This is a genomic window from Blastococcus sp. CT_GayMR20, assembly GCF_004570345.1.
In genome coordinates, this window is the sequence record NZ_SPQM01000001.1 from 34,758 (window position 1) to 53,147 (window position 18,390).

An 18,390-nucleotide genomic window follows, 5' to 3' on the forward strand; every position below is an offset into this window, starting at 1 on the left:
GCACAGGGAGTTCCCGTGATCGACCCGACCCTCGCCGAGCGCACCTGCTACCTCGACGGGACGTGGACCACCGGCACCGGCGCCCCCTTCACCTCGGTGGAGCCGGGGACCGGCGCCGAGCTGGCCACCTGGCGGCTGGCCGGCGTGGACCAGGCCGACGCCGCAGTGGCTGCGGCCCGGCGCAGCTTCGACGCCGGCGACTGGCGCCGCCGGACGCCGGTGGAGCGAGCGGCCGTGCTGCGCCGCCTCGCGGACCTGCTCGAGCGGGACCACGAGCAGCTCGCCCGGCTGGTCGTCGCCGAGGTGGGCTCGCCGATCTCCCTCGCGCGGACCCTGCAGACCGCCACGCCGGCGGTCAACTTCCGGTGGGCCGCCGACATGGCCGAGCGCGGCCCGCGCGGCGGCTACGAGGAGGTGCTCCCGCCGCAGACGGGGGCACTGCAGTCGGAGAGCGTGCTGCTGCGGGAGCCGATCGGGGTGGTCACCGCGATCACGCCGTACAACTACCCGATCAACATGATCAGCTGGAAGGTGGCGCCGGCGCTGGCCGCCGGCTGTTCCGTCGTCCTGATGCCGTCGCCCCGCGGCGCCCTGTGCTCGGTGGCCTTCCTCCGGCTGGCCGAGGAGGCCGGGATCCCGCCGGGCGTGCTGAACCTGGTCCCGGGCGATCCCGCCGTGGGGGAGCGGCTCTGCTCCCACCCCGCCGTCGACATGGTGACGTTCACCGGGTCGAACGCGGTCGGTGCCGCCGTCATGACCGCCGCCGCGCCGACCGCCAAGAAGGTCGTGCTGGAGCTCGGCGGCAAGTCGCCGACGGTGATCCTCCCGGGCGCGGACCTGGACCGGGCCGTGACGCCGTCGATCCTGCGGTTCTGCCGCAACGCCGGGCAGGGGTGCGGCGCGACCACCCGCATCCTCGTCCACCGCGACGACGCCGACGCCTTCCTGGAGCGGGCCCGGACGGTGCTGGCCGCGCTCCCCGTCGGCGACCCGTACGCCGAGGCGACCGAGGTGGGCCCGCTGATCACCGCGGAGCACCGGGAGCGGGTCGAGGGCTACCTCGCCCGGGCCGTGGACAAGGGGGCGACGGTGCTCGCCGGAGGCGGGCGCCCCGACGGCCTCGACGGCTTCTTCCTCCAGCCCACGCTGCTCGGCGACGTGCACCCGGACGACGAGATCGCCCAGGACGAGCTGTTCGCGCCGGTGGCCACCGTCTTCGTGTACGACACCGTCGACGAGGCGGTGGCGGTCGCGAACAACAGCCGGTACGGGCTCAACGCGCTCGTGTGGGGCGACCCCGGGGAGGCGCGGGCGGTCGCCGCCCGTCTCGAGACCGGAACCGTCGCCATCAACGGGGGCGGCGGGTCGCGGCCCGATGTGCCCTGGGCTGGTGCGAAGCAGTCGGGCGTCGGCATGGACATGGGCGAGGACGGCTTCGGGGAGTTCTTCACCGTCAAGCACCTGCAATGGCCCGCGTGACGGATCCTGTGCCCCCGGGAGGGGGCCGCGACGTCGGTTGGCTGGTCCGACGCTGGGCCGACACGGCGCCGGACCGCCCCTTCCTCACCTGGGTGCCCTTCGAGGGCGGCCCGGCCGCCTGGACCCGCGGGGAGTTCGCCCGCGACGTGGCGTCCCTCGTCGCCGCCTTCCGTGCGCGGGGGCTGCGCCCCGGCGACTCCCTCGCCATCGTGCTGCCGAACCACCCGGACTTCCTGCTCGCGTGGACCGCCGCCACGACCGTGGGCGCCGTCGCCGTCTGCCTCAACCCCGCGGGCTCGGTCGACGAGCTCCGCTACGCCGGCGAGCACAGCGGCGCGGTCGCCGCCGTCGTGTCCGCCGACCGTGCCGACGACGTCGCGACGGCGCTCCCGGGGCTGCGGTTCCTCGCCGTCAGCGGCGCGGGAGGGGGCGGTGCCGACGCGGTGGCGACCCTGCTGGCGGTGGAGCCGGACGGCGTGACGGGGGTGCTGCCCGTGTCGACGCCGGCGTCGGTGCAGTACACCTCCGGCACCACGGCGCGGCCGAAGGGCGTCGTCTGGACCCAGGCCAACTGCCTGTGGGGCGGGCAGGTCGGCGCCGCGCACCAGGGGCTCGGCCCGTCCGACGTCAACCTCGTGCACCTGCCCCTGTTCCATACCAACGCGCTCTCGTACTCCTTCCTCTCCAGCCTGTGGTCCGGCGGCCAGGTCGTGCTGATGCCGAAGTTCTCGGCGTCCCGCTTCTGGGACGTCTCGGTGCGGTACGGAGCCACGTGGACGTCGGTGGTGTCCTTCTGCCTCCGCGCGCTCGCCGACCGGGAGGTGCCGTCCGGGCACCGCTACCGCGGCTGGGGCGGCAGCGCGTGCCTGGATCCGGCGCCGGTGACGGGCGGCGTCCCGGTGATCGGGTGGTTCGGCATGACCGAGACCGTCTCGCACCCCGTCGTGGGCGGGCTGCTGCACCCCGACCGTGCCGGGTCGATGGGCCGCCCGGCGCCCGAGTACGAGGTGGCGGTGCTGGACGACGACGGCCGCCCGGTCGAGCCGGGGGCCGACGGCACCCTGCGCGTGCGGGGCAGGCGGGGGGTCTCGCTGTTCCAGGAGTACCTGCACGACCCCGAGGCGACGGCGCGGTGCTTCACCTCGGACGGCTGGTTCGTCACCGGCGACCGGGTGCGGCTCGACGTCGAGGGCACGCTCACGTTCGCCGAGCGGGCCAAGGACGTGCTCAAGGTCGGCGGGGAGAACATCGGGGCGCCGGAGATCGAGCGGGTGCTCCTCGGGGTGGCCGGCGTCCGGGAGGCCGCCGTCGTCGGGCGGCCCGACCGCATGCTGGGCGAGGTCCCGGTGGCGTTCGTGACCGCCTGGCCGGATGCCGTCCTCTCCCCGGAGCAGCTGACCGAGCGCTGCGCGGCTCTGCTCGCCGCGTTCAAGCGCCCCCGGGAGGTGCGGGTGGTGGACGAGCTGCCGCGGTCGACCCTCGACAAGGTGGCCAAGGCGCGGCTGCGCGCGCTGCTCGCCGCCGAGTCCGCCGATGACTGACACCGGCCCGCTCGCGGGCATCACCGTCGTGGAGCTCGCCGGGATCGGTCCGGGCCCCTACTGCGCGATGCTGCTGGCCGACATGGGTGCGTCCGTCGTCCGCGTGGACCGCGCCGGGCCCGCGTCGGCCGACTACACCCCGAACCCGGTCCTGGAGCGGGGCCGGCGGTCGATCGCCGTCGACCTGAAGCAGCCGCGCGGCCGCGACGTCGTGCTCGACCTGGTGGCGACGGCCGACGTCCTCGTGGAGAGCTTCCGGCCGGGTGTGGCCGAACGGCTCGGCCTCGGCCCGGACGAATGCCTGGCCCGCAACCCGCGGCTGGTGTACGGCCGCATGACCGGCTGGGGCCAGGACGGCCCGCTCGCCGGGGCGGCCGGCCACGACGTCAACTACATCTCCCTGACCGGGGCCCTGCACGCCATCGGGCGCGCCGGCGAGCGGCCGGTGCCGCCGCTGAACCTGGTCGGCGACTTCGGCGGAGGAGCGTCGTCGCTGGCCTTCGGCATCGTCTGCGCGCTGCTGGAATCGGGTCGGTCGGGGCGCGGGCAGGTCGTGGACGCGAATGTCTTCGACAGCACCGGGACGCTGATGGCCCTGATCCACGGGCTGCGCGCGCGGGGGCGGTGGTCGGCCCGGCGCGGCGACAACCTGCTCGACACCGGCTGCCCGTACTACGACGTCTACACGTGCGCCGACGGCCGCTGGGTCGCCGTGGGCACGATCGAGGAGCGCTTCTTCCGGACGATGCTCGCCGTCCTCGGGCTGGACGAGGACCCCCGGCTCGCCGGCAGCCACAAGGACCGGAGCCGCTGGCCGGCGCTCCGCGAGGCGCTCACCGCGGCGTTCGCGACGCGTACCCGGGACGAGTGGGCGGAGGCCTTCGCCGGGGTGGACGCCTGCGTCACGCCGGTGCTCGACCTGGACGAGGCGGCGGCGCACCCGCACGCCGTCGCCCGGTCGGCCTACGAACCGCTCGACGGAAGCCCGCATCCGCAGCCCGCCGTGGCCCCGCGGTTCAGCCGCAGCACGACCCCGGTGCCCTCTCCGGCGGTGTCGCCGGGGCAGCAGACGCGCGAGATCCTCGCCCAGTGCGGCTACGACGGCGCTGCCGTGGACGAGCTGCTCGAGACGGGCGTCGTCGCCGAGCCCTAGTGCCGAAATGGCGATCTCGGCACCTGTGGCGAGGTGCCGAAACCGCCATTTCGGCACCTCAGGACGGGACGGCCGCCTCGCGCACGACGCGGTCGACCGACTCGATCTCCCGGACGGCGGGCACGATGTCCCGGCCGAGGTCGTCGAGGTAGGCCACCACCTGATCGCTGGTCATGCGCGGCCACTGGGCGCGCACGAGGATCGGGTCGATCGGGACGATCGCGGCCAGCTGGCGGATCTGCTCGATGCACTCGTCCGGCGTGCCGATGAAGGTCTCCTTCGCGGCGACCGCTCGGAACTGGCGGCTGAGCACCCCGGCGTCCCGGGTCTCGAGCGACCGGGCGGCGTACGCGAGCAGCCGCTCCTTGGCCATGCCCTCGAAGCGGTCGAAGGCGGCGTCGGTGGTCGGCGCGGGGACGATCTCGCGGCGCAGCGGGTGCCTCACCTGCGGCCGGCCCAGGCGCTCGCGCTCGTCCTCGTACAGAGCCATGAGACGGATCATCTCCGGCACCGTGGTCTCCGGCGTGACCGGCCAGCCGTCGCCCAGCCGTGCCGAGCGGCGGACGCCGGCGTCCTTCATGGCGCCGATCCACAGCGGCGGGTGCGGGTCCTGCCACGGACGGATGTGCGTGTGCCCGTCCCGGAAGGACCAGAACCGACCCTCGAAGCTGACGACGTCCTGCGTCCAGAGCTGCCGCATGATCTGGATGGCCTCGTCCATCATCGCGAAGCGCTTCGCAAAGTCGACGCCGAGCGCGGTGAACTCGTCCTCGCGGTACCCCGCGCCCATGCCGACGACGAGCCGGCCGCGGGTCATGATGTCGAGGGTGGCCAGCTCCTCGGCCAGGGCGATGGGGTGGAGCAGCGGCACCTGGATGACGGCGGTGCCCAGGGTGACGGAGTCGTCCAGCTCGGCGGCGATGCGGGCCAGCGTCGGGATCGGCTGGAGCCAGCGGTAGTCGCCGTAGAGGTAGTGGTGGCCGATCGTCACGTAGGTCAGCCCGTTGCGCTGGACGGCCTCCACCTGCCGGAGCAGCGCGTCCAGGTGCTGCCTGGGGGACACGCTGCCGTGGACGTCACCGAGGATCACGCCGATCTGCATGTCGACCTTCCTGGTCGAGGGCGGGTGTCCTTCCCTATCATATGCATTGATTCCTGGGAGGATGTCGGATGACCGAACCACGGAAATGCCCGGTCGTGCCCTTCGACCACAACTCGCCGGGGCACTCGGCCGACCCCGTGGCCTCCTACGCCCGGCTTCGGGCCGAGGCCCCGGTGGCCTGGACGGAGGCGCACGGGGGGTACTGGGTCCTGTCGGACTACGACGCCGTCTTCGCGGCCGCCCGGGACGACGCGGTGTTCAGCTCCGGCCGCAGCCCGTACGGCGGTGAGGGGCTCGCGAACACCATCCCGAAGGCGCCCGTGCGGCTGCACATCCCGGTCGAGCTGGACCTGCCCGAGCACCGCAGCTACCGGAAGATCCTCAACCCGGTGACGTCGCCCGCCGCGGTCGCCGAGCTGCAGCCGATGATCGAGCGCTGGACGACCTGGTTCGTCGACCAGGTCATCGAGACGGGGGAGTGCGACTTCGCCGGGGTCATCGGGGTGCCCGCCGTGGTGACCCTGGACTGGCTCGGGCTCGACGTCGGCGACTGGCGCCGCTATTCGCGGGCGCTGCACTCGGTCCTCGCGGACTCCCCGGGCAGCCCGGCGCACACGCACGCCGTCGAGGTGGACATCCCGTGGATGGAAGGGCAGATCACGGTGGCCATCGCAGCCCGCCGGGCGCAGCCGCGCGACGACCTGATCAGCTACCTCCTCGCCCAGGACGTCGACGGGACGCCGATCAGCGACGACGCCGCCTACTCGATGGTGGAGCTGCTGATCTCCGGCGGCGTTGGGACCACTGCGTCCCTCGTCAGCCAGACCCTGGTCCACCTGAGCCGGCATCCCGACCAGCGCCGGCAGCTGCTGGAGGACCCCGACCTCCTGGCGCGGGCGGTGGAGGAGTTCCTCCGCGCGTTCTCCCCGACCCAGGCCCTCGCGCGCACCGTCACGCAGGACACCGAGTTCCGCGGCTGCCCGATGAAGCGGGGCGACCGGGTGCTGCTGGCCTGGAGCTCGGCCAACCGCGACCCGGGGCAGTTCGAGGACGCGGAGGACGTCGTCCTGACCCGGTGGCCGAACCGGCACACCGCTTTCGGCATGGGTATCCACCGCTGCGCCGGCGCCCATGTCGGGCGGGCGATCGCCAAGGAGCTGATCGGGCAGGTGATCCGCCGGATGCCCGACTACGTCGTGGACGAGGCGGGCCTGCAGACCTATCCGCACCAGGGCGTCAACGCCGGCTTCCAACGCATCCCGGCGACCTTCACCCCCGGGCCGCGTCTCGGCGCGGACCGGTGACCCTCCCGGGCCGGTGCGATCCCGAGGTCGAGGCCGTGCTCGACACGATCCCCTCGCTCGACCTCACGGACATCCCGCGGGCCCGGGAGGAGCGTGACCGGCTGGCCGCGGCCGGGCGTGCCCGGTGGACCCCCAGCGGGCGCGTGCTCGTCGACGACCGATGGGTCCCCGGAGCGGCGGGCGACCCCGACGTGCGCGTCCGGGTGCACCGGCCGGTGGGGGAGGCGACCGGCGCCGTCCTGCTCTGGGTGCACGGCGGCGGTCACGTGCTCGGGGCGCCGGAGCAGGACGACCCGCTGCTCGACACGGTCGTCGCCCGCACCGGCTGCGTGGCGCTGGCCGTCGACTGGCGCCGCGCGCCCGAGCACCCGTACCCGGCCGCCCTGCACGACTGCTACGCCGTCCTGGCGGCGGTGACCGCCGGCCTGAAGGGGATCGCCGCCGACCCCGGCCGCGTGGTGGTGGGTGGGGCCAGCTCGGGAGGCGGGGTGGCGGCCGGGCTGACGCTCCTCGCGCGGGACCGTGGCGAGTCCGCCGTGGCGGGCCAGCTGCTGGTCTACCCGATGCTGGACGACCGGGAGCGCACCGTCTCCAGCCGCGCGGTCACCGATCCCCGGGTGTGGAACCACGAGAGCAACCGCATCGGCTGGGCGGCCTACCTCGGGGGCTTGGCCGGGGACGACGTGCCGGCCTACGCAGCCCCGGCGCGAGCGGACCGGCTGGTGGGTCTGCCGCCCACCTGGATCGCGACGACCGAGCTGGACCTCTTCCGCGACGAGGACGTCGACTACGCCCGGCGGCTGCTCGAGGCCCAGGTCCCGACCGAGCTGCACGTCTACCCCGGCGGCGTCCACGGCTTCGACCTGTTCGCCCCGGACGCGGCACTCACCCGCAGATTCTGTCGTGAACGGGACGAGGCGCTGGACCGTTTCCTGGTCGCCTGAGCCCGCCTGTCACAGGTCGGGAACGGGCTATGGACATCCCTCCGGACTCGCCCTATGGTGACCGTCACACATGCCGATGATGCGCATGATTGTCATATGTCTGGAGAGGCTGGAATGAGGATTCTGCGTTCACGCCGGGCCGTGGTCGCTCTGTCGACCGCCGGCCTGCTGTTTGTGGCGGCATGCGGTGGTGGTGACGACGGAGGCGGCACCGGTGGTGGTGGCGGGGGTGGCTCCGAGGGCGCCAACCTTCCGGAGGTCATCAACTTCGTCAGCATCAACCCCGAGACCGGCCCCGCTGCGTTCGCCGGCCTCTCGGCCGAGGACGGCTTCAAGCTCGCGGTCAAGGAGATCAACGAGCAGGGCTTCCTCGGCGAGAACACGACCATCGAGGTGGAGTACAAGGACACCAAGGGTCAGATCCCCACTGCCGCGAGCGAGCTCAGCACGGCGATCGCGAACCCGAGCGTTGCGGCCGTGTACGGCTCGGTGTCCAGCCAGGAGGCTGTCGCCCAGTCGCCGCTGGCGCAGCAGGCGGGTCTGCCGATCATCTACACGCAGGCCGGCAGTGAGGGCGTCGTGATCGGTGACGCCACGTACCGCGCCACGCCGCTGATGAGCTCCTACTACCCGGCCCTCCAGGAGTACGTGGACGAGAACGGCTGGGAGACCGTGGGCGTCATCTACGCGCCCACCCCGACCCTCGAGGAGGTCGCCAAGGAGTCGATCCCGGGCCTCGGCCTCGAGGTGGTCGCCGAGGTGGGCACCACGCCCACGACGCAGGACTTCAGCGCGGCGATCAGTCAGGTCCTGGACGCCGACCCGGACGTGGTGTCGCTCCTGCTGGTCGGTGCCGCCAACCCGACGGCCATGACACAGCTGCGGCAGGCGGGCTACGACGGGCCGGTCCTGGGCAACGCCGGCGCCAGCGCCGGCAACCTGTCGCCGGCCGGTGAGGACGGCGCAGGCATGGTGTGGGCGACCGACTTCCACCCGGCACAGGAGGTCGAGTCCAGCCAGGCGTTCGTCGAGGCCTACAACGAGGAGTACGGCGAGGACCCGCTGAACTACGCGGCCGAGGGCTACGACGCCGCCTGGTTCCTTGCGCGTGCCATCAAGGAGGCCGGCTCGGCCGAGCGGGCGGACATCATCGAGGGAATGGCCGCCGTCGCGGCGGAGCCGTGGACCGGTGCGCTCGGTGAGGACCTCACGTGGGAGGACGGCACCATCCAGGTGGCCGGCGCCGCCGTCGAGTGGACCGGCACCGAGAGCCAACTGCTCTACGCCGCCGAGGGCTGACCTTCCCGTCGGAAGTCTCCACCTGTCACGCTGACGCGAGGCGGTGGGCCGCACATCAGATCGCGGCCCGCCGCCTCGCCACTCCCGATCCCATCCAGAGCGGAGCGGACTGTTGCAGGAACTACTGAGCGTTATCAGCCTCGGCTCGATCTACCTGCTCTTCGCCCTGGGGCTGAGCCTCACGTGGGGCACCATCGACATCCTGAACTTCGCCCACGGGGCGATCTTCATGTTCGCCACGTTCACGGCGTACCTCGTGCTCGGCTCCGTGCAGCTGCCGATCCTCGGCGTGGTGCTCGTCGGCGTCCTGGTCGGCGCGCTGCTGTCACTGCTGATCCAGGTGCTCGCATTCGAGCAGATCCTCAAGCGCGCGCGGACCAAGCGCTCCGCGGAGATGCAGATCCTGATCGGCGGCATCGGCATCGCCACCATCCCCCTGGCGATCGCGCAGCGCCAGACCAAGAGCAACCCGTTCGGGCTCTCCGAGTCCAGCTTCGACGTGAACGTCTGGCAGTTCGGGGACGTCCGCATCACCAACGTCGCGGTGCTCACGATCGTCATCGGGATCGCCCTGTGGGCCGTCACGGCACTGTGGTTCCGCCGGTCCAAGCACGGCCTCGCGCTCCGCTCGATCGGCGTGGACTCCGAGGTCGCCAGCCTGATGGGCATCAACCGCCGGCAGCTCGCCCTGGTGACCATGGCGGTCTCCGGCGGCATGGCCGGCCTCGCCGGGGTGCTGTTCACCTACACGCTCGGGGCGATCACGCCCGAGAGCGGCGACATCCTGCTGATCAAGGCGTTCGCCATCGTCATCCTCGGCGGTGTCGGCTCGATGCTCGGGGTCGCCTTCGGCGCCTTCGCCCTCGCGGCCGTCGAGACCTGGGTCCTGCTGAACACCAGCGGCTCGTGGACCGATGCGGTCGCGTTCGGACTCATCTTCCTGGTTCTGCTGGTCCGGCCGTCCGGCGTGTTCGGCCGCAAGGAGGTTCGACGGGCATGAGCACCTGGTACTACGCCAACCTGGTCCTCGTTCAGGCGACGCTCACCGGCCTGCTCATGGCGCTCTCGGTGCAGGTGCCCCTGCGCATGGGGGTGTTCTCCTTCGCCGGGGTCGGCTCCTACGGCATCGGCGCCTACGCCGCGGCCCTCATGGCCATCCACTGGCAACTGGGCTCCCTGGCCGCCATCGGCCTGGCCGTGGTCCTGACGGCGGTCATCGGCCTGCTGCTGGGCCTCGTGATCGCCCGGCTCGCCGGCCTCTACCTCGCCATGGCGACCGTCGCGTTCGACCTCATCATCGGTGTCATCGCGATCAACGGCGGGACGTTCACCGGGTCGTCGACGGGCCTCTACGGGGTCCTCACCGACTTCACGATGCCGACGATGTGGGTCCTGACGCTGATCGTCCTCGGCCTGGTGGTGCTCAGCGAGCACGGCAAGGTCGGCCGTCGGGTGCACGCCGTCCGGGACGACCAGCAGCTGGCCGCGTCCGCGGGGATCAACGTCCGCCGGTACCGGCTCGCCGCGTTCGTGGTGAGCGGTGCGCTGGGCGGGCTCGCCGGCGCCCTGAACGTCATGGTCCGCACCACGATCGGCCCGCTCGACATCGGTTTCCACCTGATCGTCCTGGCACTCACGATGATCATCGTCGGGGGCGCCATGTCGTGGAAGGGCGCCGTGATCGGCGCGATCGTCTTCACCTGGCTGCCGACCTTCCTCGAGTTCGTGGGCGAGTGGGAGACCCTGCTCTACGGCGTCATCGTCGCCGTCGCCGCGGTCCTGCTGCCGCGCGGGATCCACGGCGTCTTCGTCGACATCACCCGTGCGATCCAGCGCCGCAGACGCAAGCCGGCCGCCCCACCACCGGCAGAGCTGGAGCCCGAGCCCGACCTCGAACCGCTCATGACCGGTCCGACGGCCGGTGGGGCGCAGAACACCTCGCCCGCCACGGGCGCGTCCTCGTCCACGTCGCTGCTGGGGGGCAAGGCATGAGCGTCGACCAGTCACAGGAGGGACGCCGGGAGGAGAGCGCAGGTGCACCGGTGCTGGAGCTGCGCGACGTCGCCGTCCACTTCGGTGGGGTCAAGGCCGTCGACGGCGTCACGCTGAAGCTCGAGCCCGGCCTGATCTACGGCATCATCGGACCCAACGGTTCGGGCAAGACGACGTTGATCGGTGCCATCACCCGGCTGACCCAGCTGACGCGCGGCGACCTCCTGTTCGACGGGCAGGACTACACCGGGGTGCGGCCCGACAAGCTGGTGCACCTGGGCGTCGCGCGCACCTTCCAGACGGTCCGGCTGCTGCCCGACCTCGACGTCCAGGCCAACATCCAGGTCGGTGCGGACGCGCGGACCGGCCGCGGCGGGTCAGGCTCCGCGGCTCCGCGCGGGGACCTCCTCTCGCGGGTCAAGGGCATGGCCGGGATCGGGACGACCCCGCCGTCACCTCCCGTCGCCGCCGCGATTGCGCGGACCGGCCTGAACGGCTTCGAGTCCTACTACCCGACCGAGCTCTCCTACGGCACTCAGCGTCGGGTCGAGATCGCTCGGGCGATGGCCATGGAACCGAGGCTGCTCCTGCTCGACGAGCCGACGGCAGGGATGAACCAGGCGGAGCGCGCGGAGATCTCGGGGCTGCTGAGGGACATGCGCTCGGAGGGCGAGCTCTGCCAGCTGCTCGTGGAGCACGACGTGCAGATGATGATCGACACGTGCGACTACGTGTTCGCCATGAACACGGGCAAGCTCATCGCCGAGGGCGAGCCGCGCGAGGTCGTGCAGAACCCCCTGGTGCAGGAGGCCTACCTCGGAAGGAAGTTCCGCGAGCATGCTTGAGATCAGCGACCTGCACGTCAACTACGCCCACGTCGAGGCGGTCCGAGGGGTGTCCCTCTCGGTGCACCCCGGGAAGATCACCCTCGTACTCGGACCGAACGGTGCGGGCAAGAGCACGACGCTCAAGGCCGTCGCCGGCCTCGAGCCGCCGGCCAGCGGCACCGTGACGCTGGACGGCACCGACCTCACCGGCCTGGCCCCGCACGCCATCGTGCGCCGGGGTGTCGCGCTCGTGCCGGAGGGCCGTCGGGTGTTCGGTCCCCTGACCGTCGCCGAGAACCTGCGGCTGGGTGGCTACACCGCGTCGAGAACGGAATTCGACGAGACGCTGGCCCGGGTCTACGAGATGTTCCCGATCCTCCGGGAGCGCAGCGAGGGCGCCGCCGCGCTGCTCAGCGGCGGCGAGCAGCAGATGCTGGCCTTCGGCCGCGCCCTGATGTCGCAGCCCAAGATCATGCTGATGGACGAGCCGTCGATGGGCTTGGCTCCCGTCGTCGTCGACACCGTGCTGGAGCGGGTCCGGACGATGGCCGACGCCGGCATCGGGATCCTCATGGTCGAGCAGAACGCCGAAGCGGGACTGGACGTCGCCGACGCGGTCGTGGCCGTGACCCGAGGCGAGGTCGTCTACACCGGTGAGGCCAAGGAGGCGCGCAGTCACGCCTCCGTGCTGCGGGCGTTCCTCGGCGAGGCCGCGCTGGCGGAGTAAGCAGGTCGGTGAGCGGACGACGCAGCAACCTCGTCACGGGGGACCGTCTACGGCGCGACCACGTGGGCGGCCACCGGCCTGACCGAGAACCTCCGGATGCTGTGGGCAACATCGTCCGGGCTCGATGTCAGCTGCTCTGAGGCGGGGCCTCGCTCACCAGCGGATGGGCTTGTCCAGCGCGTCGGGGTACTTGCGGGAGGCGTACACCAGGTACTCGTCGATGTGCGTTCGCATGCTCTTCTCGGCCTGCTCCGGCTCGGAGTTCCGGATCGCCTCGAAGATCTCCTGGTGCGCCTTGAGCACGGCCTGGCGCCGCTTCAGCGGGTACTGGATGCCCTGCGCGGCCCCGCTGATGTCCATGGCGCCGCCCATGACGTCGACCAGGTGACCGAACAGCGCGTTGCCCGACGCCCATGCGATGACGTTGTGGAACCGGCGGTTGGCGTCGAGGTAGACCTCGACGTCCTCGAGGTTGTCGGCCATGTCCGTGACCGTCTGCTCGAGCTGGACGAGGTGCTCGGGGGTGATCCGGCTGGCCGCCAGCTGTGCCATCACGGGCTCGAAGGCCTCGCGCGCCTCGGCGATCACCTGGTAACGCGCGCCGTCGAACTGGAGCAGCAGGGTGAGCGTCGTCGCGAGGTTGTCGGCGGTCGGCTTCTCGATGACCGGACCCCCACCGGGCCCCGGCTTGAACGAGAGGACGCCCTGCAGTTCGAGGAATCGGAGCGACTCGCGCAGCGTGCCGCGGCCCGCCTCGTACGTCTCCATCATGACCCGCTCGGGCGGCAGCTTGTCGCCGGGCCCCAGACCCTCGCGCTCGATGTCGCGCACGATGCGCTGGGCGACGATGAGCGCCATCTTCTGGGGTCGGATCGAGTGGGTCATGTTCGGCTCACCTTCGGCCATGGGTCGGTGGACGTCGACGGGATGGTTTCGGCCACCGGCTCAGCCGTTCAGCAGATTGATGGATATGATTATACGCCAAACTATCTGCGGAAAGGCTAGTCCATGACGCGGCGCCCACCGAGCCCCCCGTACTGCCGATCCGGGCGCCCCGAGGGCTGCGCGACGACGGTCCGGCCCGGTCGGTAGTGGCCGGCACGATCGCGGTCGAGAAGGCCGACGGGATCGCCGTCGTCACGCTCGACCGCCCGGACCAGCTCAACGCCTACACCGTCGCCATGAAGGACGACCTCGTCGCGGTGGTCGGCGACCTCGACCGGGACGACGACGTTCGCGCCGTCGTGGTGACCGGGGCCGGCCGGGCCTTCTGCGCGGGGATGGACCTGTCCGATCCCGACGCCTTCGCCCGTGCCGGGGACGACGAGAGCGCCCGGCAGCGCGACAGCGGTGGCGAGCTGGCCCTGCGGTTCTTCGCCTCGACGAAGCCGCTGATCGCGGCGGTCAACGGGGCCGCGGTCGGTGTCGGGGTGACGATGACCCTACCCATGGACATCCGACTGGCCAGCGAGCGGGCGAAGTTCGGCTTCGTGTTCGCCCAGCGCGGCATCGTCATGGAGAGCGCGTCGAGCTGGTTCCTGCCGCGGCTCGTCGGCATCCAGCGTGCGGCGGAGTGGACCCTCACCGGCCGGGTGTTCGGCGCCGAGGAGGCGCTCGCCGCGGGCCTGGTCCACGCCGTCCACGCCCCGGACGATCTGCTGCCGGCGGCGATGGAGCTGGCGCGGCAGATCGCCGACGCCGCCGCCCCGGTCTCGGTGTCGCTCAACCGTCAGCTGTTGTGGCAGGGCCTGGCCTTCCCGCATCCCATGTACTCCCACATCGCCGAGTCGCGCGCGATGGTCGAGCGGGGCGCGAGCCCGGACGTGGCCGAGGGGGTCGCGTCGTTCCTGGAGCGGCGGCCGGCGCGCTTCACCCGGACCGTCCCGGCGGACCTGCCCGACGTCTTCGGGGGGCTTCCGGGGGCGCCGGCACCGCCCCCGGAGTGGACCGGCGCCTGAGCCGGGCGCTTGCGCAGCGTCGAGCGCTCTGACAGCATGCCGCTACATCCAAGCGAACCATTATCACGGTTCTGACGACGCCCGTCGAGCGGACGAACGTCTCGACGCAGCGTTCCCGTCAGAGCCGAGACGTGAGGACCCACATGCTTGTCACTGACGACCGGGCGGGTCTGACGACGCGCAGTGCGCTGCTCTACCACCTCTACGCGGATGCGGTCGATCGCGAGGACCTGGACACCTTGCGCGAGCTCGCCACGGACGACATCCGCATCACCCGAGGCGGAAAGGCGGAGCGAGGCGGGACCGAGGCGTTCCTCGACATCTACCGGGCGCACATCCTCCGGGGTTTCCAGGTGTGCCAGCACGCGGTGACGAATGTGATCGCGTCGCGGGACGGGCACCTGATCCGGACCAGCGCCTACTTCCAGGCGCGGCTCTTCCACGATCGAGGCACTCAGATCCTGATCGGCCGCTACGCCGACGACCACGTCGAGGTCGACGGGGACCTCAAGATCGCCCACAAGAACATCCAGGTCCACAGGGTCATGGACGCTCAGCCCGGCCACGACGCCTTCGCCTACGCCGGCACCGACTGACCTGCTCGACAGCCCGATCCCGAGGAGTCATCGGATGACCGTTCCGTCCGGCAGCGCCTTCCCGTCGCTCCTCGATCCGGAGGTCGGGCAGGATCCGCACGCCCACTACGCACGTCTCCGCGAGCATGCGCCCGTGTACCGGGACCCCCGGATGGGTGCCTACCTGGTGACGACGTACGACGCCGTCTGGGAGGCGTACCGGGACACCCGGTTCTCCACGCGCGGGTACCAGGCCACGCTCGAGACCATCCACGGGCGAACCGTGCTGTCGCTGGAGGGAAGCCTGCACGCCAAGAACCGGGCGCTCCTCACGCCGCACTTCCGGGGCAAGGCGCTCGACGCGCTCGACGACAGGATCCACCAGGCAGCTGCGCAGCTGGTGTCCGAGATCGCGCCCCGCAGCGCAGCGACACTGACCGGCGAGCTGATCGAACAGGGGTCGGCCGGGGGCGCGGTCGACATCGCCGCACAGTTCTCCCAGAGGTTCCCGATATCCGTCATCGCCGAGATGCTCGGCCTGCCTCAGGCCGACCGGCCGCAGTTCATCGACTGGTACACGCGGCTGATGGCGTTCGTGACGAACTACGCCGCCGATCCCGATGTGAACGCCCGGGGGGTCCGGGCGAAGCAGGAGTTGACCGACTACCTCCTGCCGCTCATCGCCGAACGGCGCAAGAAGCCCGGCAGCGACCTCGTCTCGGCGATCGTCGAGTCGGAGGTGGACGGTTACCGGATGACCGACGACGAGGTCCGGGCATACGCGAGCCTGCTCCTCACCGCCGGCGGCGACACGACGGACAAGGCGTTCTCCAGCCTGATCCGCAATCTGCTGCTCTACGGCGAGTGGGAACGCGTCCGGGACGACCGTTCCCTGGTCACGCCCGCGATCGCGGAGACGCTCCGGTTCTCGCCCCCCAGCCAGATGACGACCCGGCTCACCGAGGAGGACGTCGAGCTGGCGGGAGCGGTCATCCCGGCCGAGAGCATCGTGTACCTCGTGGGTGCCTCCGCCAACAGGGACCCAGCCAAGTACGAGCGACCCGACGAGTTCCGCGTCGGGCGGGAGGACCTGCTGCACACCCGTGCCTTCAGCGGCGCCGCCGACCACGTCGGCTTCGGCGCGGGTCGTCACTTCTGCATCGGCGCGATGCTGGCCCGGACGGAGATGGACGTCGCGCTCAATCAGTTCCTCGACGCCTTCCCGAGCCTGCGACTGGCGGACGGCGAGACGGGGGCCGACGTCGGTCTCCGCACCCGGGGTCCGGCCACGGTGCTGGTCGAGACCGGGACATGACGGGTACCGAGCGCCGCGGCAGGGTGCAGGGGAAGGTCGTCGTCGTCTCCGGGGCGGGCGGCGGACTCGGGGCAGCGTTCGTCCATGCGCTCGCCGCCGAAGGGGCGCATGTCGTCGCCGCGGACATCGATCCGGCGGCGGCTGCCACGACGGCCGAGAGTGCCGGGTCGGACTGTGCGGCGTTGCAGCTCGATGTGCGCGAGGAGATCTCGTGGCGGACGCTCGTGGCCGAGGTGCGCAGACGCCATGGTCGGCTCGACGGCCTCGTCAACAACGCAGGCATCGTCATCCGTGGCGGCATCACCGACATGCCGCTGGCGGATTTCGAGGGGGTGCTGAAGGTCAACCTCACCGGCACCTTCCTCGGACTGCAGCACTGTGCGCCCCTCATGCGCGAGTCCGGAGGGGGCTCGATCGTGAACGTCGCCAGTACCGCCGGGCTCACGGGAGTTCCGTCGATCTCGGGCTACACCGCCAGCAAATGGGGGGTCCGGGGGCTCACCCGCTCCGCCGCTGTGGAGCTCGCACCGTGGGGCATCAGGGTGAACTCGTTGGCGCCCGGTGTCGTGACCACAGCGATGGCAGCGCGCTCCGCCACAGCCGTCAGGAACCTGACCGGTCGACCCGGATCGGTGGGCGAGGTCGCGCCCCTCGTCGTCCATCTGATCTCGGACGACTCCACCTACAGCACGGGCGCCGACTTCGTCGTCGACGGCGGCGAGACGGCGACGTCGCGGCTGCCCACCCCCGTCGACTGACCGCAGGGCCGGCCGGCCGGTTCGGCCGGGTCGACCTCCGCGAGGCACGTTCGAGGAGCCGACGCGGCCCCTTGCAATCTCACGCCGGGCGCTTACCCTAATCACCATTAGCAGAAATCGGTGATGGGAGCTGCTGTGGTCGACATGATGAGTGCCGAGGACGAGCGGGAGATCCGCACGTCCCTCCGCAAGACCATGTCCGGGTTCACGGACGAGTACTGGATGCGGCACGACATGGACCACGAGTTCCCGTGGGAGTTCCACGACACGATGGCCGAGGCCGGCTGGATCGGGATCTGCATCCCCGAGGAGTACGGCGGCGGCGGCGCCGGCGTCCAGGAAGCGGCCCTCCTGCTGGAGGAGGTCACCGGCAGCGGAGGTGCGCTCAACGCCGGGACCACCGTGCAGGTGGGGCTGTTCGGGCTCGAGCCGATCGTCAAGCACGGGAGCGAGGAGCAGAAGCGGCGCTTCCTGCCGAAGGCCGCCGAGGGCAAGCTGCAGGTGTCGTTCGGCGTGACCGAGCCCGACGCCGGCACCGAGACCACGAACATCACGACGTTCGCCGAGAAGGTCCCCGGTGGCTACAAGGTCAACGGGCGCAAGGTGTTCATCTCCCGGGCCGAGCAGGCCGAGCGGCTGCTGCTGATCACCCGGACGGCGCCGCGCGACGCCGGCGTGAAGCCGACCGACGGCATGACCCTGTTCTTCACCGAGATGGACCGCGAGCACATCAAGGTGCAGCCGATCCCCAAGGTCGGCCGCAACGCCGTCTCGACGAACATGCTCTTCATCGACGATCTCTTCATCCCCGAGGAGGACCGGATCGGTGAGGAGGGCAAGGGCTTCAAGTACCTGCTCGCCGGCCTCAACGCCGAGCGGATCATCGTCGCGGGCGGCTGCCTCGGCATGGGCCGGGTCGCCCTGCGCCGCGCCACCGAGTACGTCAAGCAGCGCGAGGTGTTCGGCCGGCCGATCGGCATGAACCAGGGCATCCAGTTCCCGCTGGCCGACTCCCTGGCCAAGCTCGATGCCGTCGAGCTGCTCATCCGCAAGGCCGCGTGGATGTACGACAACGGCATGCCCTGCGGCAAGGAGGCGAACGAGGCGAAGTACCTGGCCTCGACCTGGGCCTTCGAGGCGTGCGACCGGGCCATGCAGGTGCACGGCGGCTACGGCTACACGAGCGAGTACCACGTCGAGCGGTACTGGCGGGAGTCGCGCGTCCAGCGGATCGCGCCGATCTCCAACGAGCTCGTGCTCGCCTACCTGGCCGAGAAGGTGATGGGCCTCCCACGGTCCTACTGACCCCAACGGGTCACCACGTGATAGCCCGACGTGATCTCGAGGCGGCTCGGTGCCTATGATCGGCACCGTCCAGGCTCGTCTGCGGCGAGGCACCGCAGCCGCCCGCACGGA

The 18,390-nt window shown here is 71.4% G+C and carries 17 protein-coding genes; 15 read left to right on the forward strand and 2 right to left on the reverse strand.

What is annotated here, in order from left to right; translation table 11 throughout:
* The first annotated feature begins 15 nt into the window (after positions 1 to 15).
* Genes E4P40_RS00160 through E4P40_RS00170 form a run of 3 tightly spaced genes read left to right on the forward strand, consistent with a single transcriptional unit; the run spans position 16 to position 4,173 of the window.
* Positions 16 to 1,479, forward strand: coding sequence for an aldehyde dehydrogenase family protein (locus E4P40_RS00160; protein WP_135156545.1), 1,464 nt, complete (start codon positions 16 to 18; stop codon positions 1,477 to 1,479).
* Positions 1,476 to 3,020 carry an AMP-binding protein gene (locus E4P40_RS00165; protein ID WP_167762057.1) on the forward strand — a complete coding sequence of 515 codons (1,545 nt, stop codon included), beginning with the start codon at positions 1,476 to 1,478 and terminating at the stop codon, positions 3,018 to 3,020. The genes E4P40_RS00160 and E4P40_RS00165 overlap by 4 nt, the downstream gene beginning before the upstream one ends.
* Positions 3,013 to 4,173: a CaiB/BaiF CoA-transferase family protein gene (locus tag E4P40_RS00170; protein ID WP_135156549.1), complete on the forward strand. Its 1,161-nt coding sequence runs from the start codon at positions 3,013 to 3,015 to the stop codon at positions 4,171 to 4,173. The genes E4P40_RS00165 and E4P40_RS00170 overlap by 8 nt, the downstream gene beginning before the upstream one ends.
* Before the next feature lie 58 nt (positions 4,174 to 4,231).
* Here E4P40_RS00170 and E4P40_RS00175 read toward each other — a convergent pair whose 3' ends face one another.
* Positions 4,232 to 5,275, reverse strand: a complete 1,044-nt coding sequence (locus E4P40_RS00175) for an LLM class flavin-dependent oxidoreductase (RefSeq protein WP_135156551.1) — start codon at positions 5,273 to 5,275, stop codon at positions 4,232 to 4,234.
* Between the two features lie 68 nt (positions 5,276 to 5,343).
* Here E4P40_RS00175 and E4P40_RS00180 point away from each other — a divergent pair, with 68 nt between their 5' ends.
* The 7 genes from E4P40_RS00180 to E4P40_RS00210 all read left to right on the forward strand — a co-directional run bounded on the left by E4P40_RS00180 (position 5,344) and on the right by E4P40_RS00210 (position 12,368).
* Positions 5,344 to 6,579, forward strand: coding sequence for a cytochrome P450 (locus E4P40_RS00180; protein WP_135156553.1), 1,236 nt, complete (start codon positions 5,344 to 5,346; stop codon positions 6,577 to 6,579).
* Between the two features lie 35 nt (positions 6,580 to 6,614).
* Positions 6,615 to 7,523, forward strand: coding sequence for an alpha/beta hydrolase (locus E4P40_RS00185; protein ID WP_209305140.1), 909 nt, complete (start codon positions 6,615 to 6,617; stop codon positions 7,521 to 7,523).
* A gap of 141 nt (positions 7,524 to 7,664) precedes the next feature.
* Positions 7,665 to 8,822, forward strand: a complete 1,158-nt coding sequence (locus tag E4P40_RS00190; RefSeq protein ID WP_167762058.1) for an ABC transporter substrate-binding protein — start codon at positions 7,665 to 7,667, stop codon at positions 8,820 to 8,822.
* Positions 8,823 to 8,934: 112 nt separating this feature from the next.
* Positions 8,935 to 9,822 (forward strand): branched-chain amino acid ABC transporter permease, encoded by an 888-nt coding sequence (locus E4P40_RS00195; protein WP_209305141.1) that lies wholly within the window; start codon positions 8,935 to 8,937, stop codon positions 9,820 to 9,822.
* Positions 9,819 to 10,814 (forward strand): branched-chain amino acid ABC transporter permease, encoded by a 996-nt coding sequence (locus E4P40_RS00200; RefSeq protein ID WP_135156557.1) that lies wholly within the window; start codon positions 9,819 to 9,821, stop codon positions 10,812 to 10,814. Before E4P40_RS00195 ends, E4P40_RS00200 begins: the two co-directional genes overlap by 4 nt.
* Complete coding sequence (locus E4P40_RS00205; protein ID WP_135156558.1) at positions 10,811 to 11,659, forward strand: ABC transporter ATP-binding protein; 849 nt, start codon at positions 10,811 to 10,813, stop codon at positions 11,657 to 11,659. Before E4P40_RS00200 ends, E4P40_RS00205 begins: the two co-directional genes overlap by 4 nt.
* Positions 11,652 to 12,368 (forward strand): ABC transporter ATP-binding protein, encoded by a 717-nt coding sequence (locus E4P40_RS00210; protein ID WP_135156559.1) that lies wholly within the window; start codon positions 11,652 to 11,654, stop codon positions 12,366 to 12,368. The genes E4P40_RS00205 and E4P40_RS00210 overlap by 8 nt, the downstream gene beginning before the upstream one ends.
* A gap of 153 nt (positions 12,369 to 12,521) precedes the next feature.
* Here the strand turns inward: E4P40_RS00210 and E4P40_RS00215 are convergent, their stop codons facing one another.
* Complete coding sequence (locus E4P40_RS00215; protein WP_135156561.1) at positions 12,522 to 13,253, reverse strand: FadR/GntR family transcriptional regulator; 732 nt, start codon at positions 13,251 to 13,253, stop codon at positions 12,522 to 12,524.
* A 206-nt stretch (positions 13,254 to 13,459) separates the two neighbouring features.
* On the opposite strand from E4P40_RS00215, the gene E4P40_RS00220 reads away from it, so the two are divergent.
* The 5 genes from E4P40_RS00220 (at position 13,460) to E4P40_RS00240 (ending at position 18,279) form a co-directional block, all read left to right on the forward strand.
* Positions 13,460 to 14,326: an enoyl-CoA hydratase-related protein gene (locus E4P40_RS00220; protein WP_135156563.1), complete on the forward strand. Its 867-nt coding sequence runs from the start codon at positions 13,460 to 13,462 to the stop codon at positions 14,324 to 14,326.
* A 143-nt stretch (positions 14,327 to 14,469) separates the two neighbouring features.
* Positions 14,470 to 14,922 (forward strand): nuclear transport factor 2 family protein, encoded by a 453-nt coding sequence (locus E4P40_RS00225; RefSeq protein WP_135156565.1) that lies wholly within the window; start codon positions 14,470 to 14,472, stop codon positions 14,920 to 14,922.
* Between the two features lie 34 nt (positions 14,923 to 14,956).
* On the forward strand, positions 14,957 to 16,216 hold the full coding sequence (locus E4P40_RS00230) for a cytochrome P450 (RefSeq protein WP_135156567.1): 1,260 nt from the start codon (positions 14,957 to 14,959) through the stop codon (positions 16,214 to 16,216).
* Complete coding sequence (locus tag E4P40_RS00235; protein WP_135156569.1) at positions 16,213 to 16,974, forward strand: SDR family oxidoreductase; 762 nt, start codon at positions 16,213 to 16,215, stop codon at positions 16,972 to 16,974. The genes E4P40_RS00230 and E4P40_RS00235 overlap by 4 nt, the downstream gene beginning before the upstream one ends.
* Positions 16,975 to 17,097: 123 nt before the next feature.
* The gene (locus E4P40_RS00240) at positions 17,098 to 18,279 is read left to right on the forward strand and encodes an acyl-CoA dehydrogenase family protein (RefSeq protein WP_209305142.1); all 1,182 of its coding nucleotides are present in this window, start codon (positions 17,098 to 17,100) and stop codon (positions 18,277 to 18,279) included.
* The last annotated feature ends 111 nt before the right edge of the window (positions 18,280 to 18,390 follow it).